This is a genomic window from Saccharicrinis aurantiacus, assembly GCF_001660705.2.
Lineage (GTDB): Bacteria > Bacteroidota > Bacteroidia > Bacteroidales > Marinilabiliaceae > Saccharicrinis > Saccharicrinis aurantiacus.
The window spans coordinates 225,282-242,694 of record NZ_LYBV02000007.1 but is presented as its reverse complement, the minus strand read 5'-3'; the positions used below and the strand labels follow the sequence as shown (position 1 = coordinate 242,694).

Annotated in this window: 9 protein-coding genes and 3 tRNA genes; 1 reads left to right on the top strand and 11 read right to left on the bottom strand. The window is 35.7% G+C overall.

All coding sequences use genetic code 11. The features are described from left to right. Nucleotides 1-11: 11 nt before the first annotated feature. Together A8B35_RS03480 and A8B35_RS03475 are read right to left on the bottom strand one after the other, a co-directional pair. The gene (locus A8B35_RS03480) at nucleotides 12-3,134 is read right to left on the bottom strand and encodes a SusC/RagA family TonB-linked outer membrane protein (RefSeq protein WP_075602013.1); all 3,123 of its coding nucleotides are present in this window, start codon (nucleotides 3,132-3,134) and stop codon (nucleotides 12-14) included. A 220-nt stretch (nucleotides 3,135-3,354) separates the two neighbouring features. Further along, entirely contained in the window at nucleotides 3,355-6,045 is a 2,691-nt protein-coding gene (locus A8B35_RS03475; RefSeq protein WP_139314796.1) for a glycoside hydrolase family 3 C-terminal domain-containing protein, read from the bottom strand. Nucleotides 6,046-6,295: 250 nt separating this feature from the next. Between A8B35_RS03475 and A8B35_RS03470 the strand changes: the two genes are divergently transcribed. Beyond that, entirely contained in the window at nucleotides 6,296-10,351 is a 4,056-nt protein-coding gene (locus tag A8B35_RS03470) for a hybrid sensor histidine kinase/response regulator (RefSeq protein WP_075602012.1), read from the top strand. On the opposite strand, the gene A8B35_RS03465 is transcribed toward A8B35_RS03470, so the two are convergent. The 9 genes from A8B35_RS03465 to A8B35_RS03425 all read right to left on the bottom strand — a co-directional run bounded on the left by A8B35_RS03465 (nucleotide 10,348) and on the right by A8B35_RS03425 (nucleotide 17,411). Further along, the gene (locus tag A8B35_RS03465; RefSeq protein WP_075602011.1) at nucleotides 10,348-11,085 is read right to left on the bottom strand and encodes a ThuA domain-containing protein; all 738 of its coding nucleotides are present in this window, start codon (nucleotides 11,083-11,085) and stop codon (nucleotides 10,348-10,350) included. The two genes, A8B35_RS03470 and A8B35_RS03465, sit on opposite strands and share 4 nt — an antisense overlap. A 14-nt stretch (nucleotides 11,086-11,099) precedes the next feature. Beyond that, nucleotides 11,100-12,401 carry a sugar phosphate isomerase/epimerase family protein gene (locus A8B35_RS03460; protein WP_075602010.1) on the bottom strand — a complete coding sequence of 434 codons (1,302 nt, stop codon included), beginning with the start codon at nucleotides 12,399-12,401 and terminating at the stop codon, nucleotides 11,100-11,102. Between the two features lie 196 nt (nucleotides 12,402-12,597). Continuing rightward, a tRNA-Pro gene (locus A8B35_RS03455) sits at nucleotides 12,598-12,672 on the bottom strand. A gap of 40 nt (nucleotides 12,673-12,712) precedes the next feature. Then, nucleotides 12,713-12,787 (bottom strand) — tRNA-Pro (locus A8B35_RS03450). A gap of 22 nt (nucleotides 12,788-12,809) precedes the next feature. After that, a tRNA-Ser gene (locus tag A8B35_RS03445) sits at nucleotides 12,810-12,898 on the bottom strand. A 260-nt stretch (nucleotides 12,899-13,158) separates the two neighbouring features. Beyond that, a complete protein-coding gene (floA, locus tag A8B35_RS03440) occupies nucleotides 13,159-14,139 on the bottom strand; it encodes a flotillin-like protein FloA (protein WP_075602009.1) in 981 nt (326 codons plus the stop codon). A gap of 6 nt (nucleotides 14,140-14,145) precedes the next feature. Next, the gene (locus tag A8B35_RS03435) at nucleotides 14,146-14,613 is read right to left on the bottom strand and encodes an NfeD family protein (protein ID WP_075602008.1); all 468 of its coding nucleotides are present in this window, start codon (nucleotides 14,611-14,613) and stop codon (nucleotides 14,146-14,148) included. Further along, on the bottom strand, nucleotides 14,610-14,888 hold the full coding sequence (locus tag A8B35_RS03430) for an ATP-dependent Clp protease adaptor ClpS (protein WP_075602007.1): 279 nt from the start codon (nucleotides 14,886-14,888) through the stop codon (nucleotides 14,610-14,612). The genes A8B35_RS03435 and A8B35_RS03430 overlap by 4 nt, the downstream gene beginning before the upstream one ends. Before the next feature lie 81 nt (nucleotides 14,889-14,969). Next, complete coding sequence (locus A8B35_RS03425) at nucleotides 14,970-17,411, bottom strand: SPOR domain-containing protein (protein WP_075602006.1); 2,442 nt, start codon at nucleotides 17,409-17,411, stop codon at nucleotides 14,970-14,972. Nucleotides 17,412-17,413 lie beyond the last annotated feature (2 nt).

The window sequence follows — 17,413 nt, the reverse complement described above, 5'->3', positions numbered from 1 at the left end:
TTATCCAATGATTAAAAATCAAGTTTTAATCCTATCATATAGGTACGTGGCACTGGGTAACGTCCGTTATCTATACCTGCTAATAATGCGTTATTACTTTGTCCGCCAATATCAGGATCGTAACCTGTGTATTTAGTAAATGTATACAGGTTTTGAACTGTAGCATAAGCTCTTAAGTTAGAGATAAAGCCAGTGCGTTTTAATAGAGACTTTGGTAATGAGTAACCTAAAGTCATGTTTTGAATACGAAGAAATGATCCATCCTCAACGTATCGGTCAGATACCCTAGCATTAGCATTTGGGTCACCAGCAATATAACGTGGCATATCCGTGTCGGTATTACTCGGTGTGTATCTATCAGCTACATTTACTGATTGGTTCCCAAACTGATCCGTCATACCTTCGGTAATTTTTCGAGTCCAGTTTATGATGTCGTTACCATAAGAACCGTAAAAAGAAAGCGCAAAATCCCAGTTTTTATACGATAGGTTATTACTGAAACTGAAAGTAAAATCAGGATGTGGACTACCAATTATAGTGCGGTCGTCGTCATTAATTTCACCATCATCGTTAATATCTTTAAACTTAATATCTCCCATCCAAACACCGTTTCGTTCATCCATATCACCTTGGTAAGGAGAATTCTGAATCTCCTCTTCGCTTTGGAATAAACCATCGGTTACATAACCGTAGAATTGACCTACAGGATTACCTACTGATGTTTGTGTAACTGTTTGGTTAAATTGAATAACCTGAGTTATTGTGGCATTTTCATCGGCTAACTTTGTTAACTCATTTTTATAAGTTGACAATACAATTGCCGATGTCCATTTAAAACCACCAGGGTTATCGATATTAACCGTATTTAAAGAGAAATCGATACCTGTATTTTGCATCTCGCCAAGGTTTACATACGGTGCAGAAAATGCCTCGCGACCATAATAATAAGCCATTGGTAACTGGTATAAGAAATCCTTCGATTTTTTAATATAGAAATCAGCATCCATATTAATACGGTTGTTGAAAAAGCCCAACTCAATACCAATATTCGATGATGTTGTGGTTTCCCATTTTACATCAGGATTGGCAATATTTCCGGGAATAAATGCAGGTCCATATGCCGATGTGATAGTATTTAATGACTGCCCGTAAGCATAGGCACCAATATTTTGGTTTCCTACCTCGCCATAACCGGCGCGTATTTTAACCCAATCGAGCGTACCTTGCAGGCCTTGCATAAAGTTTTCTTCACTCATTACCCATCCTCCAGAGAATGATGGAAAATACCCCCACTTGTTATTCGGTCCGAAGTTCGATGAAGCATCAGCCCTAAACGTTGCAGTTAGTAGGTAACGATTATTGAAACCATAATTGGCTCTGGCAAAAAACGATTGCATTGCCCATTGGTTTCTTAAGCTTGAGGCTCCGGCAGTCTCTGAATCACCCAAAGCCAACTCTGTTAAGTCGTTTTGAATAAAACCACCCCGACTACCTTGCAATTGCTCCCAAGTAGAATGCTGTGCCTCATGACCTCCCATAACTGTTAAGTTATTTTTACCAAACTGGTTGCTGTAGGTTAAGAAGTTTTTAAATATCCAATAAAAACTATTGGTATTGGTTTTAAACGAAGTTCCTAAATCGTTTACCTGATCGCCCAATTTATATACTGGATTGTACGATGACATTTTATTAAAATTGAAATCGTAGCCCAACTCAGTTCTTAATTTCAGATTTTTAGTAAAGCTGATATCCGAAAATATATTTCCTAAAACCTTGTGTCTTTGTAATTGTGACGAACGAATTTTAGACCAAGCTACAGGATTGTAACCACTTCCCGATCCTACTCCATCCTCGGCACTAGGTCCACCCCAGCTTCCATCAGAATATTTAACCGGTACTTCTGGTGATTGACGTAAGGCAGCCATAATAACACCGTCTTCCGAATCGTTATAAGCAATTAACTCATCACTCATACTAGCCGTTAAACTGTTTCCAAATTTAAACCAATCGTTTACTTGGTGGTCAATATTTAAACGCATTGCAAAACGCTCGTAATTAGTATTTATCAATATCCCATCCTGATTAAAATAATTCAAGGATGAATACACCTTTGTTTTTCCGTTTCCTCCGGCAATAGACAATTGGTGGTTGGTAATAGGAGCCACTCTAAACACTTCGTTTTGCCAGTTGGTTCCAGGGCCTAATAACTCTGGTCGTAGAAAAGAGGCTTTTGGCTCTCCGCCTTCTTGTACCGCAATTTCGTTTAAATATTGTGCGTACTGCGGAAGGTCCATTACATCGATGGTTTTAGTAACTTCTTGGATACCATAATATCCATCGTAACTAATTGTAGATTTTCCATCTTTACCACTTTTGGTTGTAATTAATATTACTCCGTTTGACGCACGTGAACCATAAATGGCTGTTGCCGATGCATCCTTTAGTACTTCGATTGAAGCAATATCCGAAGGGTTTATGGTAGATAAGGCACTCACTTTAGTTTGTCCACTTTCTCCTCCCATTGAAGAAAAATTAAAACTATCGTTACCTGAATTACCGTCTATTGGCACACCATCCACAACATATAATGGCTCATTACTCCCTGTTAAAGAAGTAATACCACGTACACGAACAGAGATACCTCCACCCGGTGCTCCAGAATTTTGTGAAATGGTTACACCCGACACTTTACCCTGCAAGGCCTGATCGATAGAAACCGCTGGTTGCTCTCCTAATTCATCAGCCTTAATTGAGCTAACGGCACCCGTTAAATCGCGTGCTTTGGTTGAACCGTACCCCACAACCACAACCTCATCTAAATCTTTAAGGTCTTCGCGTAAAGTAACATTAATGGTTGTTTGACTATTGATATCGATGGTTTGCGAAAGGAAACCAACAAAACTAAATAGCAATTGACTTGTGGATGGCGCTTCAATATTATATACCCCATCAATAGTTGTAATAGTACCTGTGGTTGTTCCTTTAATAGAAACATTCACACCTGGCACAGGTTCTCCCGTTTTATCAACAACTGTACCTGTAATTCGCATATTTTGTGCGAAAAGGGACATCTGCATGCAGATAAAAAAAGAGAGAATAATGCCTTTTTTCAAAAACTTAATCTTTTTTTTCATTTGATTAATTTTAGTTTGAAATTCACTTTTAAGCCGCACTCTTTATGTGATGATGATTGAGATAAAAATGGCTCAACAATAGTGATTTGTAGTTTAAATTAATTGTTTACATGAGTGTTAACTCATAATCTTCAGCACTTCATTGCACATTTAGTTACGCACTAGATTCTAAAATTTTCATGATTTTGGATTTAATAATAATGTGATTATAAGGTGCTTTTTACTTTTTATTTATTGGATACAACTCTCCCTCTGCGAGAGCAATAGCCACTTTTTGCTGCAATACATTTTGCTGTTTTAAGGCCTTTTGGTTGGCTTGCTGGCCTCCTACTGAAATCTGAATTGCTCCAGAATCGATGTAATATTCGTTATCATCGTTTAAAATGGCAATATCCTTTGGCTGAAGGCTGAACTTGACATTTTTGGTTTCTCCTTTTTTTAGAGCAATACGCTTAAATCCTTTTAAACTTCGGATAGCCTTTTTTCCTGAGAAATTAGGGTGACTAACGTACAACTGTATAACTTCCTCGCCATTATACTTGCCTGTGTTTGTTACATCCACACTAATTGGAATAGAATTACAAGGTTCTACCTGGGTTGGCACTTTTAAGTTTGAATATTTAAAAGAGGTATAACTCAAGCCATAACCAAAAGGATATAAAGCTTCGCCATTGAAGTAACGATAAGTACGACCTTCCATATTGTAATCATCGAAAGCTGGTAGATCTGTAACTGATTTATAAAATGTAACCGGTAATCGTCCGGATGGATTATAATCTCCAAATATGATATTAGCCAATGCCGTTCCTCCGGCCTGACCTGGATACCATGCTTCAAGAATAGCAGATACATTATCGGCTTCCCAGTTAAACGCTAATGCACTGCCATTCATTAAAACAAGTACTGTCGGTTTCCCAATTTTCTGAATTTCTTTTATAAGCTCTGTCTGATTCTTTGGTAAACTAATATCAGTTCTATCGCCCTGTACAAAACCATCTACCTTAACGGGCATTTCCTCTCCTTCGAGCAAAGGACTTAGGCCCATACACAGCACAACAACATCCGACTGACAAGCCAATTCAATAGCCTCCTCTTTTAAAGTTGTACTAGGCTTTTCCCATAACAAACGTGCAATGGCCGATTCTGTTTTATCTTGCACATAGTCAACCTTTATGGCATAACTCTTCCCTTTTTCAAGCTGAATATATTCATATCGCTTTTGCGGATGATGCTCACTATTGTAAGAAATCAATTCTTCCTCATCAATGGTTAAACTAATGGTCGGAAACCCTTCAACTCCGATGGCATACTTACCTGTAAACTCAGGAATAATTACGCCTTCAAATCGCACACTAAAAGTATCTGCACTTAAGGCTGTATAAGGCGCTTTATCCCACCAATTAAAATCTATATTGGTTTCTATTTTTGTTACCTCAGCATTACCGCTAAAGGTTTTATTATTGTAATATGAACCGATTAGTCCATTCGACTTTTTATCCTTATTCGTAAATAAAACATCAGATGACATTGGGGTTAGTACTGGTAACCCCTCTGCTAATTGACAACCCGGGGCATACTTAACAGTGGCGGTTGGTAACTTAGCTTTAATTCCTTTATATGGGGTAACGGGACTGGAAGCATAGCCATGATAATTCCCCAATAAAACATCTACTTCGTTGGCATTTGGACCAATTACGGCAACGCTTTTAATCTCCTTCGAAAATGGTAAGGTTTGTGCTTCATTTTTTAGCAACACAATTGACTTTTGTGCTACATCTAAGGCCATCTGCTGATGCTTTTCTGAGTCAATTACACCTGTAGATATTTTTGAATAAACTACCTTTTCTTCCTCATCAAACATGCCTAACTTAAAACGAGCAAGCAAAATACGCTTTAGCGAAATATCAATTTGTGCTTCTGTTACATAACCTTGCTTAACAGCCTCAACCAGTGCTGGGTATGAATCGCCACAGTTTAAATCGGTACCGGCCTTTAAAGAAATGGCAGCAGCCTCAGCTTTGGTATTCACAATCTCGTGTGCATCTTTATCATAAAAATCGCGAACAGCCCAACAGTCAGAAACAATGTAACCATCAAATCCCCAATCGTTACGTAACAAGCCACTCAACTCTGTATTTCCACAGCATGGCATGCCTTCGTATCTATTATAGGCACACATTACAGAATATACTTTTGCCTCGTCAATTGCCATTTTAAACTGAGGGCTGTAAGTTTCTTTAAAATCGTATGACGATGGTGTTGCATTAAAGCTATGTCGCGTTGCCTCGGGTCCACTGTGCACAGCAAAGTGCTTGGCGGTGGCAATCAACTTATAATAGTTAGGATCGTTCCCTTGCAAACCATTGATGTAAGCAACCCCTAATTTACCTGTTAAATAAGGATCTTCACCATAGGTCTCCATGCCACGCCCCCATCTTGGATCGCGAAAAATATTAATATTAGGAGTCCAAAAACTTAAACCTTGATATATACCACGTTTGTTTTGTCGCTGAAAATGATGGTATTTGGCACGGGCTTCATCTGAAACCACATCAGCAACCTTAAACATGGTACTATCGTCGAACATGGCAGCCATTCCAATAGCTTGCGGAAAAACAGTAGATACACCTGCTCTACCAACACCATGTAGGCACTCATTCCACCAATTATATTCAGGTATATTTAAACGAGGAATTGCTGCCGAAGTATAAGATAGTTGAGAAACTTTTTCTTCAAGAGTCATCTCTTCAATTAATAGATCTGCTCTTTCTTCAAAAGACAACGAAGTGTTGTTATTTACACATGAACTAATCCCTATTATAATAAGAATTAGAAATAAGTTTATACTACTTTTTGTACTGAATGCTATTCCCATATTCACAAAATTTATGATGGTTTTAATGTCTTTCATTTATTTTACAATGAAGTTTTTTGTTTCACATCTCTTAACAAAAACTCATACCACAAATTTATACCAGGCAGCGCTAACCAATATTTACAGGGGTTACATAAGCTTTCAAATTTGTAACACCACTTTACTATTTGTTACATAAGCTTTATGGAATGTAACATTTGAGGGTAATTGGGAATATTATGAGAATTAAAAATCTCAAACCAAGCGTTTTTTTATATTTTAGATTCGTTAACAAAAAACGCTACCTATGCGCTTGCACTTAAAATCTATATTCATAATCATTAGTCTATTTTTTACCTGCTCAATTACGAGTCAGAATAAGCGTTTTTTTGATTACAATCAGGGCTTATCAAATAGTTTAATAAACGATATTCATCAAGATCATTTAGGATTTATTTGGATAGCCACTGAAGATGGATTAAATAGATTTGATGGTATTAAATTCACAACCTTCACTAAAGAGAGCAATAATCTAAAAGCCAACTATATCACAAAAGTTAAAGAGGATACAAAGGGAAATTTGTGGGTAGGCTTATTTAATGGTCTATTAAAATACAATCATCTCAACCAATCTTTTTCTGAAGTAAAAATTTATATTGATGACCAACAAATACATCCATTTATTACCGATATCATTATAAGTGAAACACAAGATATTTGGATTGCTACTTCAGGATATGGTTTAATTAGAATACCCACTCAGTTGGGGCGACCTAGATATTCTACTCGATTTAACAACCGTTTTCCTAGTCTATTAATGCGCTCATTATTCGAAGATAGTGAAGGTATATTATGGATAGGAACAGATAATGATGGTCTTGTTTATTTTAATCCGAAAACCGATGAGAACGGTACCGTTGTGGATAAATATTCTGGTAAAGTTTTAAAGCATGATATCACATCTATATGCGAAGGTGAGGATGGCAATATATATGCAGGAAGTTTAAAGAACGGATTACTTAAAATAGATAAGCAAAACTTAACAGTTCAATATTTAGATAAAGCATCGGACATAGCGGTAAAAACGGTTTACCGGGACTCGAAAAATCAGTTATGGGTAGCTAGTGACGGAATGGGTTTATACCATCTAAATTATAAAAACAATAAGCTAGTACCCTACTCGCCACCTAGTTCGCCATTCGACTTCTCAAAAAGTAAAGTTCATAGCATATTAGAAGATAACAACGGCAATATTTGGACTGCTATTTTTCAAAAGGGTTTATTTCTATTTCCTGAGTCTCAGAATATTTTTAGTAATTATGGCTATAAAGCGTTTGGGGAGAACAGTATTGGTTCAAATTGCATTTCGGCAATTACGGGAGACAAAAACAACATTTGGATTGGAACAGATGGCGACGGTGTTTACCATTACGATTTAACCAAAGAGAAAGTAACCAATATACTATTAAGAAATAAAGGTAAGCTTGAGGGCAATAACATTTTTAGTTTTAAAGATGCAGCAAAATACCTTTGGATAGGAACCTATTCTAGTGGTCTAATAAGACTTAATAAGGAAACAAAACAAACCAAATATTTTAAGCACGATACAAATAATCCTAAAAGTATACCAGCTGACATTATAACCGTAATAAAAGATGGAAATAATGAGGACTTTTGGTTGGCAACTTTTGGCGCTGGCGTTATAAACTTCAATCCTAAAAATGAAACATTCACAAATAAGCTTCCTGTATCTGACTCTCTAAATAATATTATACCCAAATGGGTAAACGATGTACATCTTGATAATAAAGGTCGTTTTTGGGTTGGCACATATGATGGCTTAGTATTAGTAGAACCCAAAACCGATAAGGCCACGTTTTTTAATGTGGATAATGAAAACATACCCAACAATGTGGTTTATTGTATTAAGGAGGATTACAAAGGAAATATTTGGACGGGTACTTATGGCGGTTTGGTAAAAATTAATCCGAATACTTTAGATTGTAAAACCTACACTACCAATGATGGCCTTGCTAGCAATGTAATATGTGCCATAGAAGAAGATGAATATTTTCAGCTTTGGATGAGTACGCACAAAGGTTTGAGTAGGTTGGATACTGGCAAAGAAGCATTTGTGAATTATTATGCTTCTGACGGTTTACAGTCCAACGAATTCTCTAGAAATGCCGTATACAAAACAGCAATAAACGAATTGTTTTTTGGAGGAATTAACGGCATTACCGAGATTAAGAAAGATTATAACACCTATAAAAACAAAGCCCCTAATGTGATTTTAACCGATTTTAATAAAAACAATAAAGCGGTTAATATTGGAGACAAATCAGGCAAATACAAAATTCTATCAGAATCTATCATATTAGAAGACACCATCCATTTAAATGAAAAGGATAATATATTTTCCATAGAATTTACCTCTGAAAACTTAGCCGGCCAATCAAGTATATCATATGAATATATGATGGAAGGATTTGATAAGGTATGGAACCAAAGTGATGCACAAAGTAGAAAAGCAAGCTATACTAATTTACCACACAATACCTATATTTTTAAAGTGCGCAGTATTAACAAAGATGCTTACTCTGAGCCTCGGGCACTTACCATTATAATTCATCCCCCATGGTACAAAACTACTTGGGCAAAACTATTATGGTTTGTAATAACAGCAACGCTTTTGTGGTTGATTATTGGTTTGTATAAAGACAAATTTAGACACATCGAGATTGAAAAATTGAATGATAAAAAAATGCAGTTTTTCATTAATGTGTCACATGAAATACGCACGCCCTTAAGCTTAATTATTGATCCTTTAGATAAATTATTAGCGCAAAAAAGCAATGCAGAAACTATGCGACTTTATAGTATTATGCAGCAAAATTCAAATCGTATTCTTCGTTTGATAAATCAATTGCTTGATGTTAGAAAATTGGATAAATCGCAAATGCTCACTAAGTTTCAAAAAACAGAATTAAAAACTTACATCGAAAATATTACATCTTCCTACAATTATTTAGCAACGAGTAAGAATATTAAATTGTTGGTATTGAACGATTCTGAAAATATTGAGGTTTGGATTGATCCTCTTAATTTTGAAAAAGTAATCATTAACCTGCTCTCAAATGCCTTTAAATTTACCCCCAACGATGGTAAGATAAGTCTAACAATTTCGCAATTTAAAGCAAACGAAAGAAGCTTTGCAAAAATATCGATACTCGACAATGGTATTGGGATAAATAAATCTCAACATGAAAAAATATTTGAGCGATTCTACCAGGTTGATTCGAAAGAAACCCGTAATAATGCGGGCACAGGCATAGGGCTGCACCTTTCCAGATCATTGGTTGAGCTGCACAAAGGTAGACTTTACATGCAGAATGGTGAAAATAATATCGGTTCTGAATTTATTATAGAAATTCCATTGGGCAATGCACATTTACCCAAAAAAGATTTACTTATTGATGAAAATATAATTCCAGCTCCCATACACCAACATAAGCCTAGCGAACTTGTTGATGACAGCACCAGCGATACCAAAGCTAAAACGAATTACAAATTAATGATTGTGGAAGATGAATTGGAGATTAGAAACTACCTAATTAATGAGTTTTCTGAACGATATACCGTAATTGCATACGAAAATGGGAAACAAGCGCACATCAATATATTAAACGATAAACCAGATATTATAATTAGTGATATAATGATGCCTGAGATGGATGGCATTAGCTTTTGTAAAAAGGTAAAAAACAATATCGATACGAGTCACATACCTATTATTCTGCTAACCGCCTTAACCAAAGAAGAGGATAAAGCTGAAGGTATTGAAACCGGTGCCGATATGTATTTGAGTAAACCTTTTAACACTTCATTTTTAAAAAAATCGTTAACTAACTTACTTGAAAACAGAAGACGCATAGCAACTAAAATTGAGAAAAAAGCAGAACAGTATACGGTTGAAGCTCCCAATATTAAAACTCACGATGAAATTTTAATGCAAAAAATAATGACCATCATAAAAGATAATATCTCAAATAGTGAACTTAATGTTGAAATGTTAGCTGATAGCGTGGGCATTAGCCGTGTACACTTACATCGTAAACTAAAAGAATTAACCAACCAATCTGCTCGTGATCTAATACGAAACATCAGAATGAAACAAGCCTCGTACATTTTAACCAATAAAAAAATGAATGTAAGCGAGGTGGCCTATGCCATTGGTTTTTCAAGTTTATCACACTTTTCATCTTCATTCAAGGCATACTATGGCGTATCTCCTAAGGAATACGTTGCTTTACAAAATAAGCAATCTAACAACCTAGATAGCCTTGATTTTACAAATGATTAAGGTTGCAAAACCCAATAAATACCGCCAAATATCATTTTCATAAAATCATCATTTTTGTAACTCTCGGGCTTATGACCGAGGGCGGTATAAAAAACCCTAGCTCCATCAAACTGATGATACCAAGCAACAGGGTGGCTTTTGCCCATTCCTTTTAATGGGATATCATCATAACCTAAAGTGTAATTGTAAGAACCTTCATCAACAGTTAAAACCACATTTACTTTATCAGGATGGAATTCATCAAAATTATACCATTCATCACTCCAAACAAATCTTTTCGGTAAATGCAACACTGCAGGAAAGTTGTCGTTATGTACATCAACATTTGCCGATTGAAACCTAGGATGATCAGTAAATGAACCGCCTATTAGTTGTGTAAACCACTTGTTCTTCACCTTACTATCCGAAGTACTGTGGATCCCCACAAAACCTACTCCTTTATTAATAAATTCCCTGAATTGATGAATTTGCTCTGTATTTAATAAATCTGTATTTGAATTGACGAAAACAACCACAGACACCTCTCCTAAATAGTCCATTAACTTAGCTGGTTCATCAGCCCAAAACAATTGAAATTGATGCTTCTTTGATAACAATTTAAAAGCTTCTACTGCAGCAGGGATACTCTCTGAGTGCCACCGATCTGGTTGGGTATAAAGTAAGAGTTTAAATTGATCCTGTGCATTTATGAAAGTGGGCATTGCAATGATAAAAATAAGTACTAGATATTTCATTGCTTCAAATTTATCTAGTTATTTAATAAAGTATGGTATATATATTCCCATGCCAATGAGGTACTATAAAGTGGCGGATAACTATAATCTTCAACCTCTGCAATTATATATTGCACACCAGACTTCTCTGCATATTCAACATACTCTCCAAATGGAATCTTATCACTCTCTCCTAACTCTTTATGATCTTTTATATGCCAACTAAAAAAGCGTCCAGGGTACTGGTGAAAGTAATTAACGGGATTGGCTCCACCGATATGCATCCAATATAAATCAGGCTGAAAAGCTACCAATTCAGGATTGGTATGCTCTAGAAAATAATTATAGATACAAACACCTTCAACATACCTAAACTCATCGGAATGATTGTGGAAAACAAACTGAATTCCATTCTTCTTACACATATCACCGATAGCATTGTAATAATCGCAAAAAAGCTGTAGTTCTTCCTGAGTACTAACTTGTTTTAATTGGTTATTTGAGGTTGATATATACTTAACCCCAGCCTCTTTGTGATCTTGTATACATTTCAACCACCAATCCATTGTTGATTTCCAGGCCCCATCCGTAGGCAGATCCTTAAAAGTCATTGAACCAACAAATTCCATTCCTACACTCTCAACTTTCTCTTTAAAATGATTGGGGGACATACCGTAGAACATCCCTTCTTTATAAACAAAAGTTTCTACATAGCTGTATCCCATTCTGCTCAATTGTAACAATGTATTTTCCGCATCATGTAACATCTCATCATGTACTGAAACTAATTGAACTCCTATTTTTTTATCCTTCGGGTTTTGTTTGATATAACGTGTTTGCCACAGTCTTTTTTGTTCATTGTTAAAACCCTGAACCAAAACATCGGTATAGCTATTGAATTTAAAACTTACGTTCATTACGTCATTACCCAATAGGTCTTTATCAAACATCACCCAATCTATTTCTGAAGTATATTTTCCTTTGCCTATAAAGCAACTTCCATCAGACCGCTGCCCCAAAGCAATAATAGTATCTGAGTTTTTATCGTAACTAATCATTTCAACCAATAGGTTTTGATATAGAGAATCTTTCAATTGTTCTACTTCAACAAATAAGGACTTACTATCCCCCCTCACATTATTAAACATCCTTATACTTGGCTTAACTGAAACACTATCTATATTTGGGTGTATTGAACTATTCCAAGTACCAGAATATTGTCGTAACCTACTACTCTGATCTGAAAGATGATATTGTGCTAATATTGGTGAGAAGCTCCAAATTGCATTAAAAAGAAGAGGAATATTTAAACACAGTAATACAAAGCTATATTTCATCTGATTTTATATTTAAAATTTTCAGATGCAATATAAGGTCACAAAATGATACAAATAATCAGATGTTACTAATTTGAAAGTAATGGTTACGGTGTTGAAATATTTTAGAAGTACTCTCTAATTGAGGAAGATTATTCAACTTTATAAAAACAAAAAAAGCAGCTTCAAATTAATGAAACTGCTTTCTAACTTTTCGTCGGGGTGGAGAGATTCGAACTCCCGACCCCCTGGTCCCAAACCAGGTGCGCTAACCGGACTGCGCTACACCCCGAAAAGTGTTTTATATTTTTCTGTTTGATTGAAGTCTTTCGTCGGGGTGGAGAGATTCGAACTCCCGACCCCCTGGTCCCAAACCAGGTGCGCTAACCGGACTGCGCTACACCCCGAAAAATCTTCATTAGAAAAAAGCGGAGAGAGGGGGATTCGAACCCCCGGTACCAGTTTCCCAGTACGCATGTTTAGCAAACATGTGGTTTCAGCCACTCACCCACCTCTCCTGGTGTCTTATAAAGTCTAACTTTTCAGACCCTGTTTGCAATACTTATTTCGTTATTGCGGGTGCAAATATAGATAAATGTTTTAAGCCTGCAATACCCTTGTGTAAAAAAAATCAACTTTTTTCTAAGCTAAATTAGCCCCAAATAGGCTAAGATATTACATATCAATAACAAATAAAGATTAAGAATTTTAAATTATTATTTCAAAAAAAATGGGTCTACAAATATTGCAGACCCATCAGCTATTCTAATTCTTTACTTTACTTTTTTGGCTTATCCGGAGAAGATTTAGAAATTGAATCTCTCATTGAAGTATCCGCTTCAATATTCTTCATTTTATAGTAATCCATAATACCTAAATTACCGCTTCTAAACGACTCTGCCATTGCTAATGGAACCTCAGCCTCAGCCTCAATTACTTTTGCCCTAGCTTCCTGTGCTTTTGCCTTCATTTCTTGCTCTTCGGCAACAGCCATAGCTCTACGTTCCTCTGCTTTCGCTTGCGCGATATTTTTATCAGCTTCAGCTTGATCTATTTGTAATACAGCACCAATGTTTTTACCTATATCAACATCTGCAATATCAATAGATAATATTTCAAATGCTGTACCGGCATCTAAACCTTTTTCTAATACCACTTTAGAAATCGAATCTGGATTCTCTAAAACAGCTTTATGAGATGCTGATGAACCAATTGAAGATACAATACCCTCACCTACACGTGCCAAAACAGTTTCTTCACCGGCACCACCAACTAATTGCTTAATACTGGCTCTTACGGTAACTCTTGCCTTAGCAATTAACTGAATACCATCTTTAGCAACTGCGGCTACAGGAGGTGTATCAATTACCTTAGGGTTAACCGACATTTGTACAGCTTCGAATACATCACGACCAGCCAAATCAATAGCTGTTGCCATTTGAAATGACAAATCAATATTAGCCTTCGCTGCCGATACTAATGCATGAACAACACTTGTAACGTGTCCTCCTGCCAAGAAATGCGTCTCCAACTGTTCTGCATCTACTTCTTTAATATCTGCCTTATGTGCTTCGATAAGTGCACTCACAATAATTGACGGTGGTACTTTACGTATTCTCATCAATACCAGTTGCACCAATGAAATTTTAACCCCAGAAACTATGGCTGAAAACCATAACATTACAGGTACATAATATAAAAACAAGAAAAACAGGACAACTATTCCTGCCAACATGCCTATAAATCCAATGCCTTCCATTCTCTTTTATTTTTTTGGTTTAACAATTATATGGGTCTTAAAAATCTTAGTTACAATTAAGGTGGTGTTCTCGTCGATAAAATGACCTGGGCAGTGGGCTTCAATAATATTATTATTAACCATTGCTTTACCCGTTGGGTTTAGTCGAGTAATTGCTTGCGCTTCGTCACCAATATTAATATCTAGTTCTTGTTTATTTTCAACTGTACCTTCAACTGAAGAAGTTAGCATCATTTTATTCCATGTTCCAGAGCGCAATGCGCCAACAACAACTAAAACACTTGCTATTAATGTAGCTGAAAGTACAATGTGTCCTCCAACAGTACCAAATTCCTTGTATCCTAAAAAAACACCAACTCCAATAAATAAAACGCCTCCAATACCAGCAAATGATACACCTGGGAAAACGAAAAATTCTAGTATCAATAAAAATAACCCTAATAGGATTAGGAGTACAATCATTAAGGTTGTCATAGTGCTTCTATTTTTACATTAAGGTTCTTTGATTCGAGCGTATGCTTTATAGATATCAATTCATCTAATGAACCAGACATTACTCTATATTCGCCTTTATTATGCACTATTAAAGCACACTGTTCTGCTTGTTCTATGTTATGATCACATACTTCACATAAAGCATCAATTACATCATCAAAGCTATTTACATCATCATTGATTAGTAATAAAGCATTTTGATTGGTATCCCCCATAACAGGTTCTTGTTTTTCTTCGTCGTTGAATGGTTCCATTTGAATATATTAACGCTACAAAATAATTCTTTTTAATTGAAATGAACCGATATAGCTTATAAATAATTAATGATTTCTTAATTAAGGTTTAGATACTACACCATCCTTAACAAATACTACATAAGCACCATTAAAACCGGCTGCTTCAATACTCTCAATTGCATTGGTTGCTTCTTCAATGCTATTATAGTGACCAGCCATATATTTGGTAAGATCTTTACCTTCTATTTCTAATGTTGTGATAGGTGGTATTTTTGCAAGAGAATCGGCATTTGGCGAATTTCTAAAAACACCAATCTGAATTCTATATTCTCCCTTATCTACAAGTGGTTTATCTTTAACAACCTGAGCTTTTGGGATGGCTTCATCTCCTTTTTGTAATTCGCTATACGATTTTTGTATACTACCCTTAGGCTCTTCTTGTTGTTCAATAACTTTGCTATTATTTTGAGCATAAGTTATCAATGCCTTTTCTTGACTTTCAACCCCAGCTTTTTTGATAGCGGCAACTTTTTGATATTCCTCGATAGTTACGCCCCCAGCCTTTGAAAGAATATTATTGGCCTCGTTAAAATATGCATTTCCTTTTGATGCAAATCCAACCACTTCTGCTTGACTATTTCCTTCTTTTTCAATAATCCCATTCAACTTTAACCAATATATTGGATATTTTTTATCGAAAGACTTATGATATAATTTAGTAGATAGTGTAGCTAGAAATTTAGATTCTTGTATAAGTTCACCACTTTCTGAAGTTTCTTGCACTGCATCTTTCTTTAGGATATTACTAACCTGAATCGTTCGTTCTTCTTGTGAACTAGCTGATTCTGCAAGAATATTTGAAGCCTCCATATGTAAAAGGCTTGCCCAAACATATAATGAATCAGCCATTTTTAGCTCCTCAATATCAGATGCCGAGAATAGGGATACGTACATATCTTTCAACTTCAGTGCTTGCTGTTCGAACTCATCAGATACTAAATAATTATATTTTGCAGGAACCGTTAAAGCTTCTTCAACAATTCCACTTGGTTGACTTGATGAATTTGGCTGATAGGTACCATTAGAAATCTGTTTCTTAATTTCTTGTAGTTCTATATAGCGTACTTTAATATTCTGCTCCTTTATGAAGTCGTCAATATTATATACTTCGGTTTCAAGTTTAATAATTTCATTAACAAGGGCATTTTGTTCTTCTGCCGAATTGGTAACGGCATATTCTTTTCTTTTAGCAGTCATTAAAGTAGATAATTCATCCTTCTCCAATTGCTTCTTATAACTCACTCTAAACAAAGCTAAAGCTTCATCGCTTAAGAAATCTTCAAAATTTAAATATGTTAGTGTATCGTTAATCGCAAACTCAAATTCGGCCTTAACGCTAACTCGTTTCTTCTTTTCACTATATGTAAAACCAACATTACTATTTTCTTCTTGCTCACCTGCAAGCAATAGTTGTCCGGCAACAGATATTTGGTTGGCATCTTGTGCCATATTGCGTACTTGTGAGCCATCCCACTTAACGGAGTACACCATTACATCATCACCATTCGTTTCTCTATTGGATGCAAACCATGCTACCCCATTGAATTCATCAGCTACAAATAAAAAATCGTCTTCTGAAGAATTAAACGGTACACCTAAATTTATTGGTTCCACGTAACTTTGTGTTTCAACATCAAAATAGGTTTTATAAATATCATAACCTCCAAAACCTCCAGGACGATCAGAAGCAAAATATAATGTTACACCATCCGTTTCAATAAAAGGATACGCATCATTAAACTCTGTATTAACAGGGTTTTTCAGGTCTGTTTTACTACCCCACCCATCAATTAGTTTTTCCATTTTAAAAATATCCAAACTATCCGTTTCAGATTCTGAAGTAAAATAAACAATATCCTTTCGTTCCGTTAAAAACAAGGTTACATTTGGTTTTACACCGGAGTCAAAAAACTCCTGATTCAACATAACACTACCCACATCTGGAGATGGATAATACAGCTCTAAAATACTGTCTTTATGAGATATGCTTTTATCTAAAACAGAAAGCTCATATATTTTTGCTGATAATCGCTGTGCGGTTCTACACTCCTCTATTAGGTTTTTAGTTTCCTCTACTCGCTTATCTGATTTAGAAGCATATTTAAGATACATCGAAAAGTTGCGTATGGCCTCATCAAATCGGAAGTTTGCACGCTGTGCTTTTCCTAAATAATAGTATACATTACGACTAACTTTTTTTACCCTTGCGTAATTCAGCTTTTTTATGGCTCCTGAAATATCGCTCTTATTGTTTAACTGACATATGCCCATGTAAAAATTATAACTGGCATCGCGAGGAGTCTGATTTAAAAGATAAGAATAGGCTTCCTCCGCCTCGATATAATTACCTGAATTGAATATTTTTAAGGCTTCTTTTGATGTGTATGTTTTTTGTTGAGCATTTAGGATTGAAGTTCCAACGCCAAATATTATGATTGCGAAAAGTAAACTCTTCGTATAAATGTTTTTCACTTTAATCATTG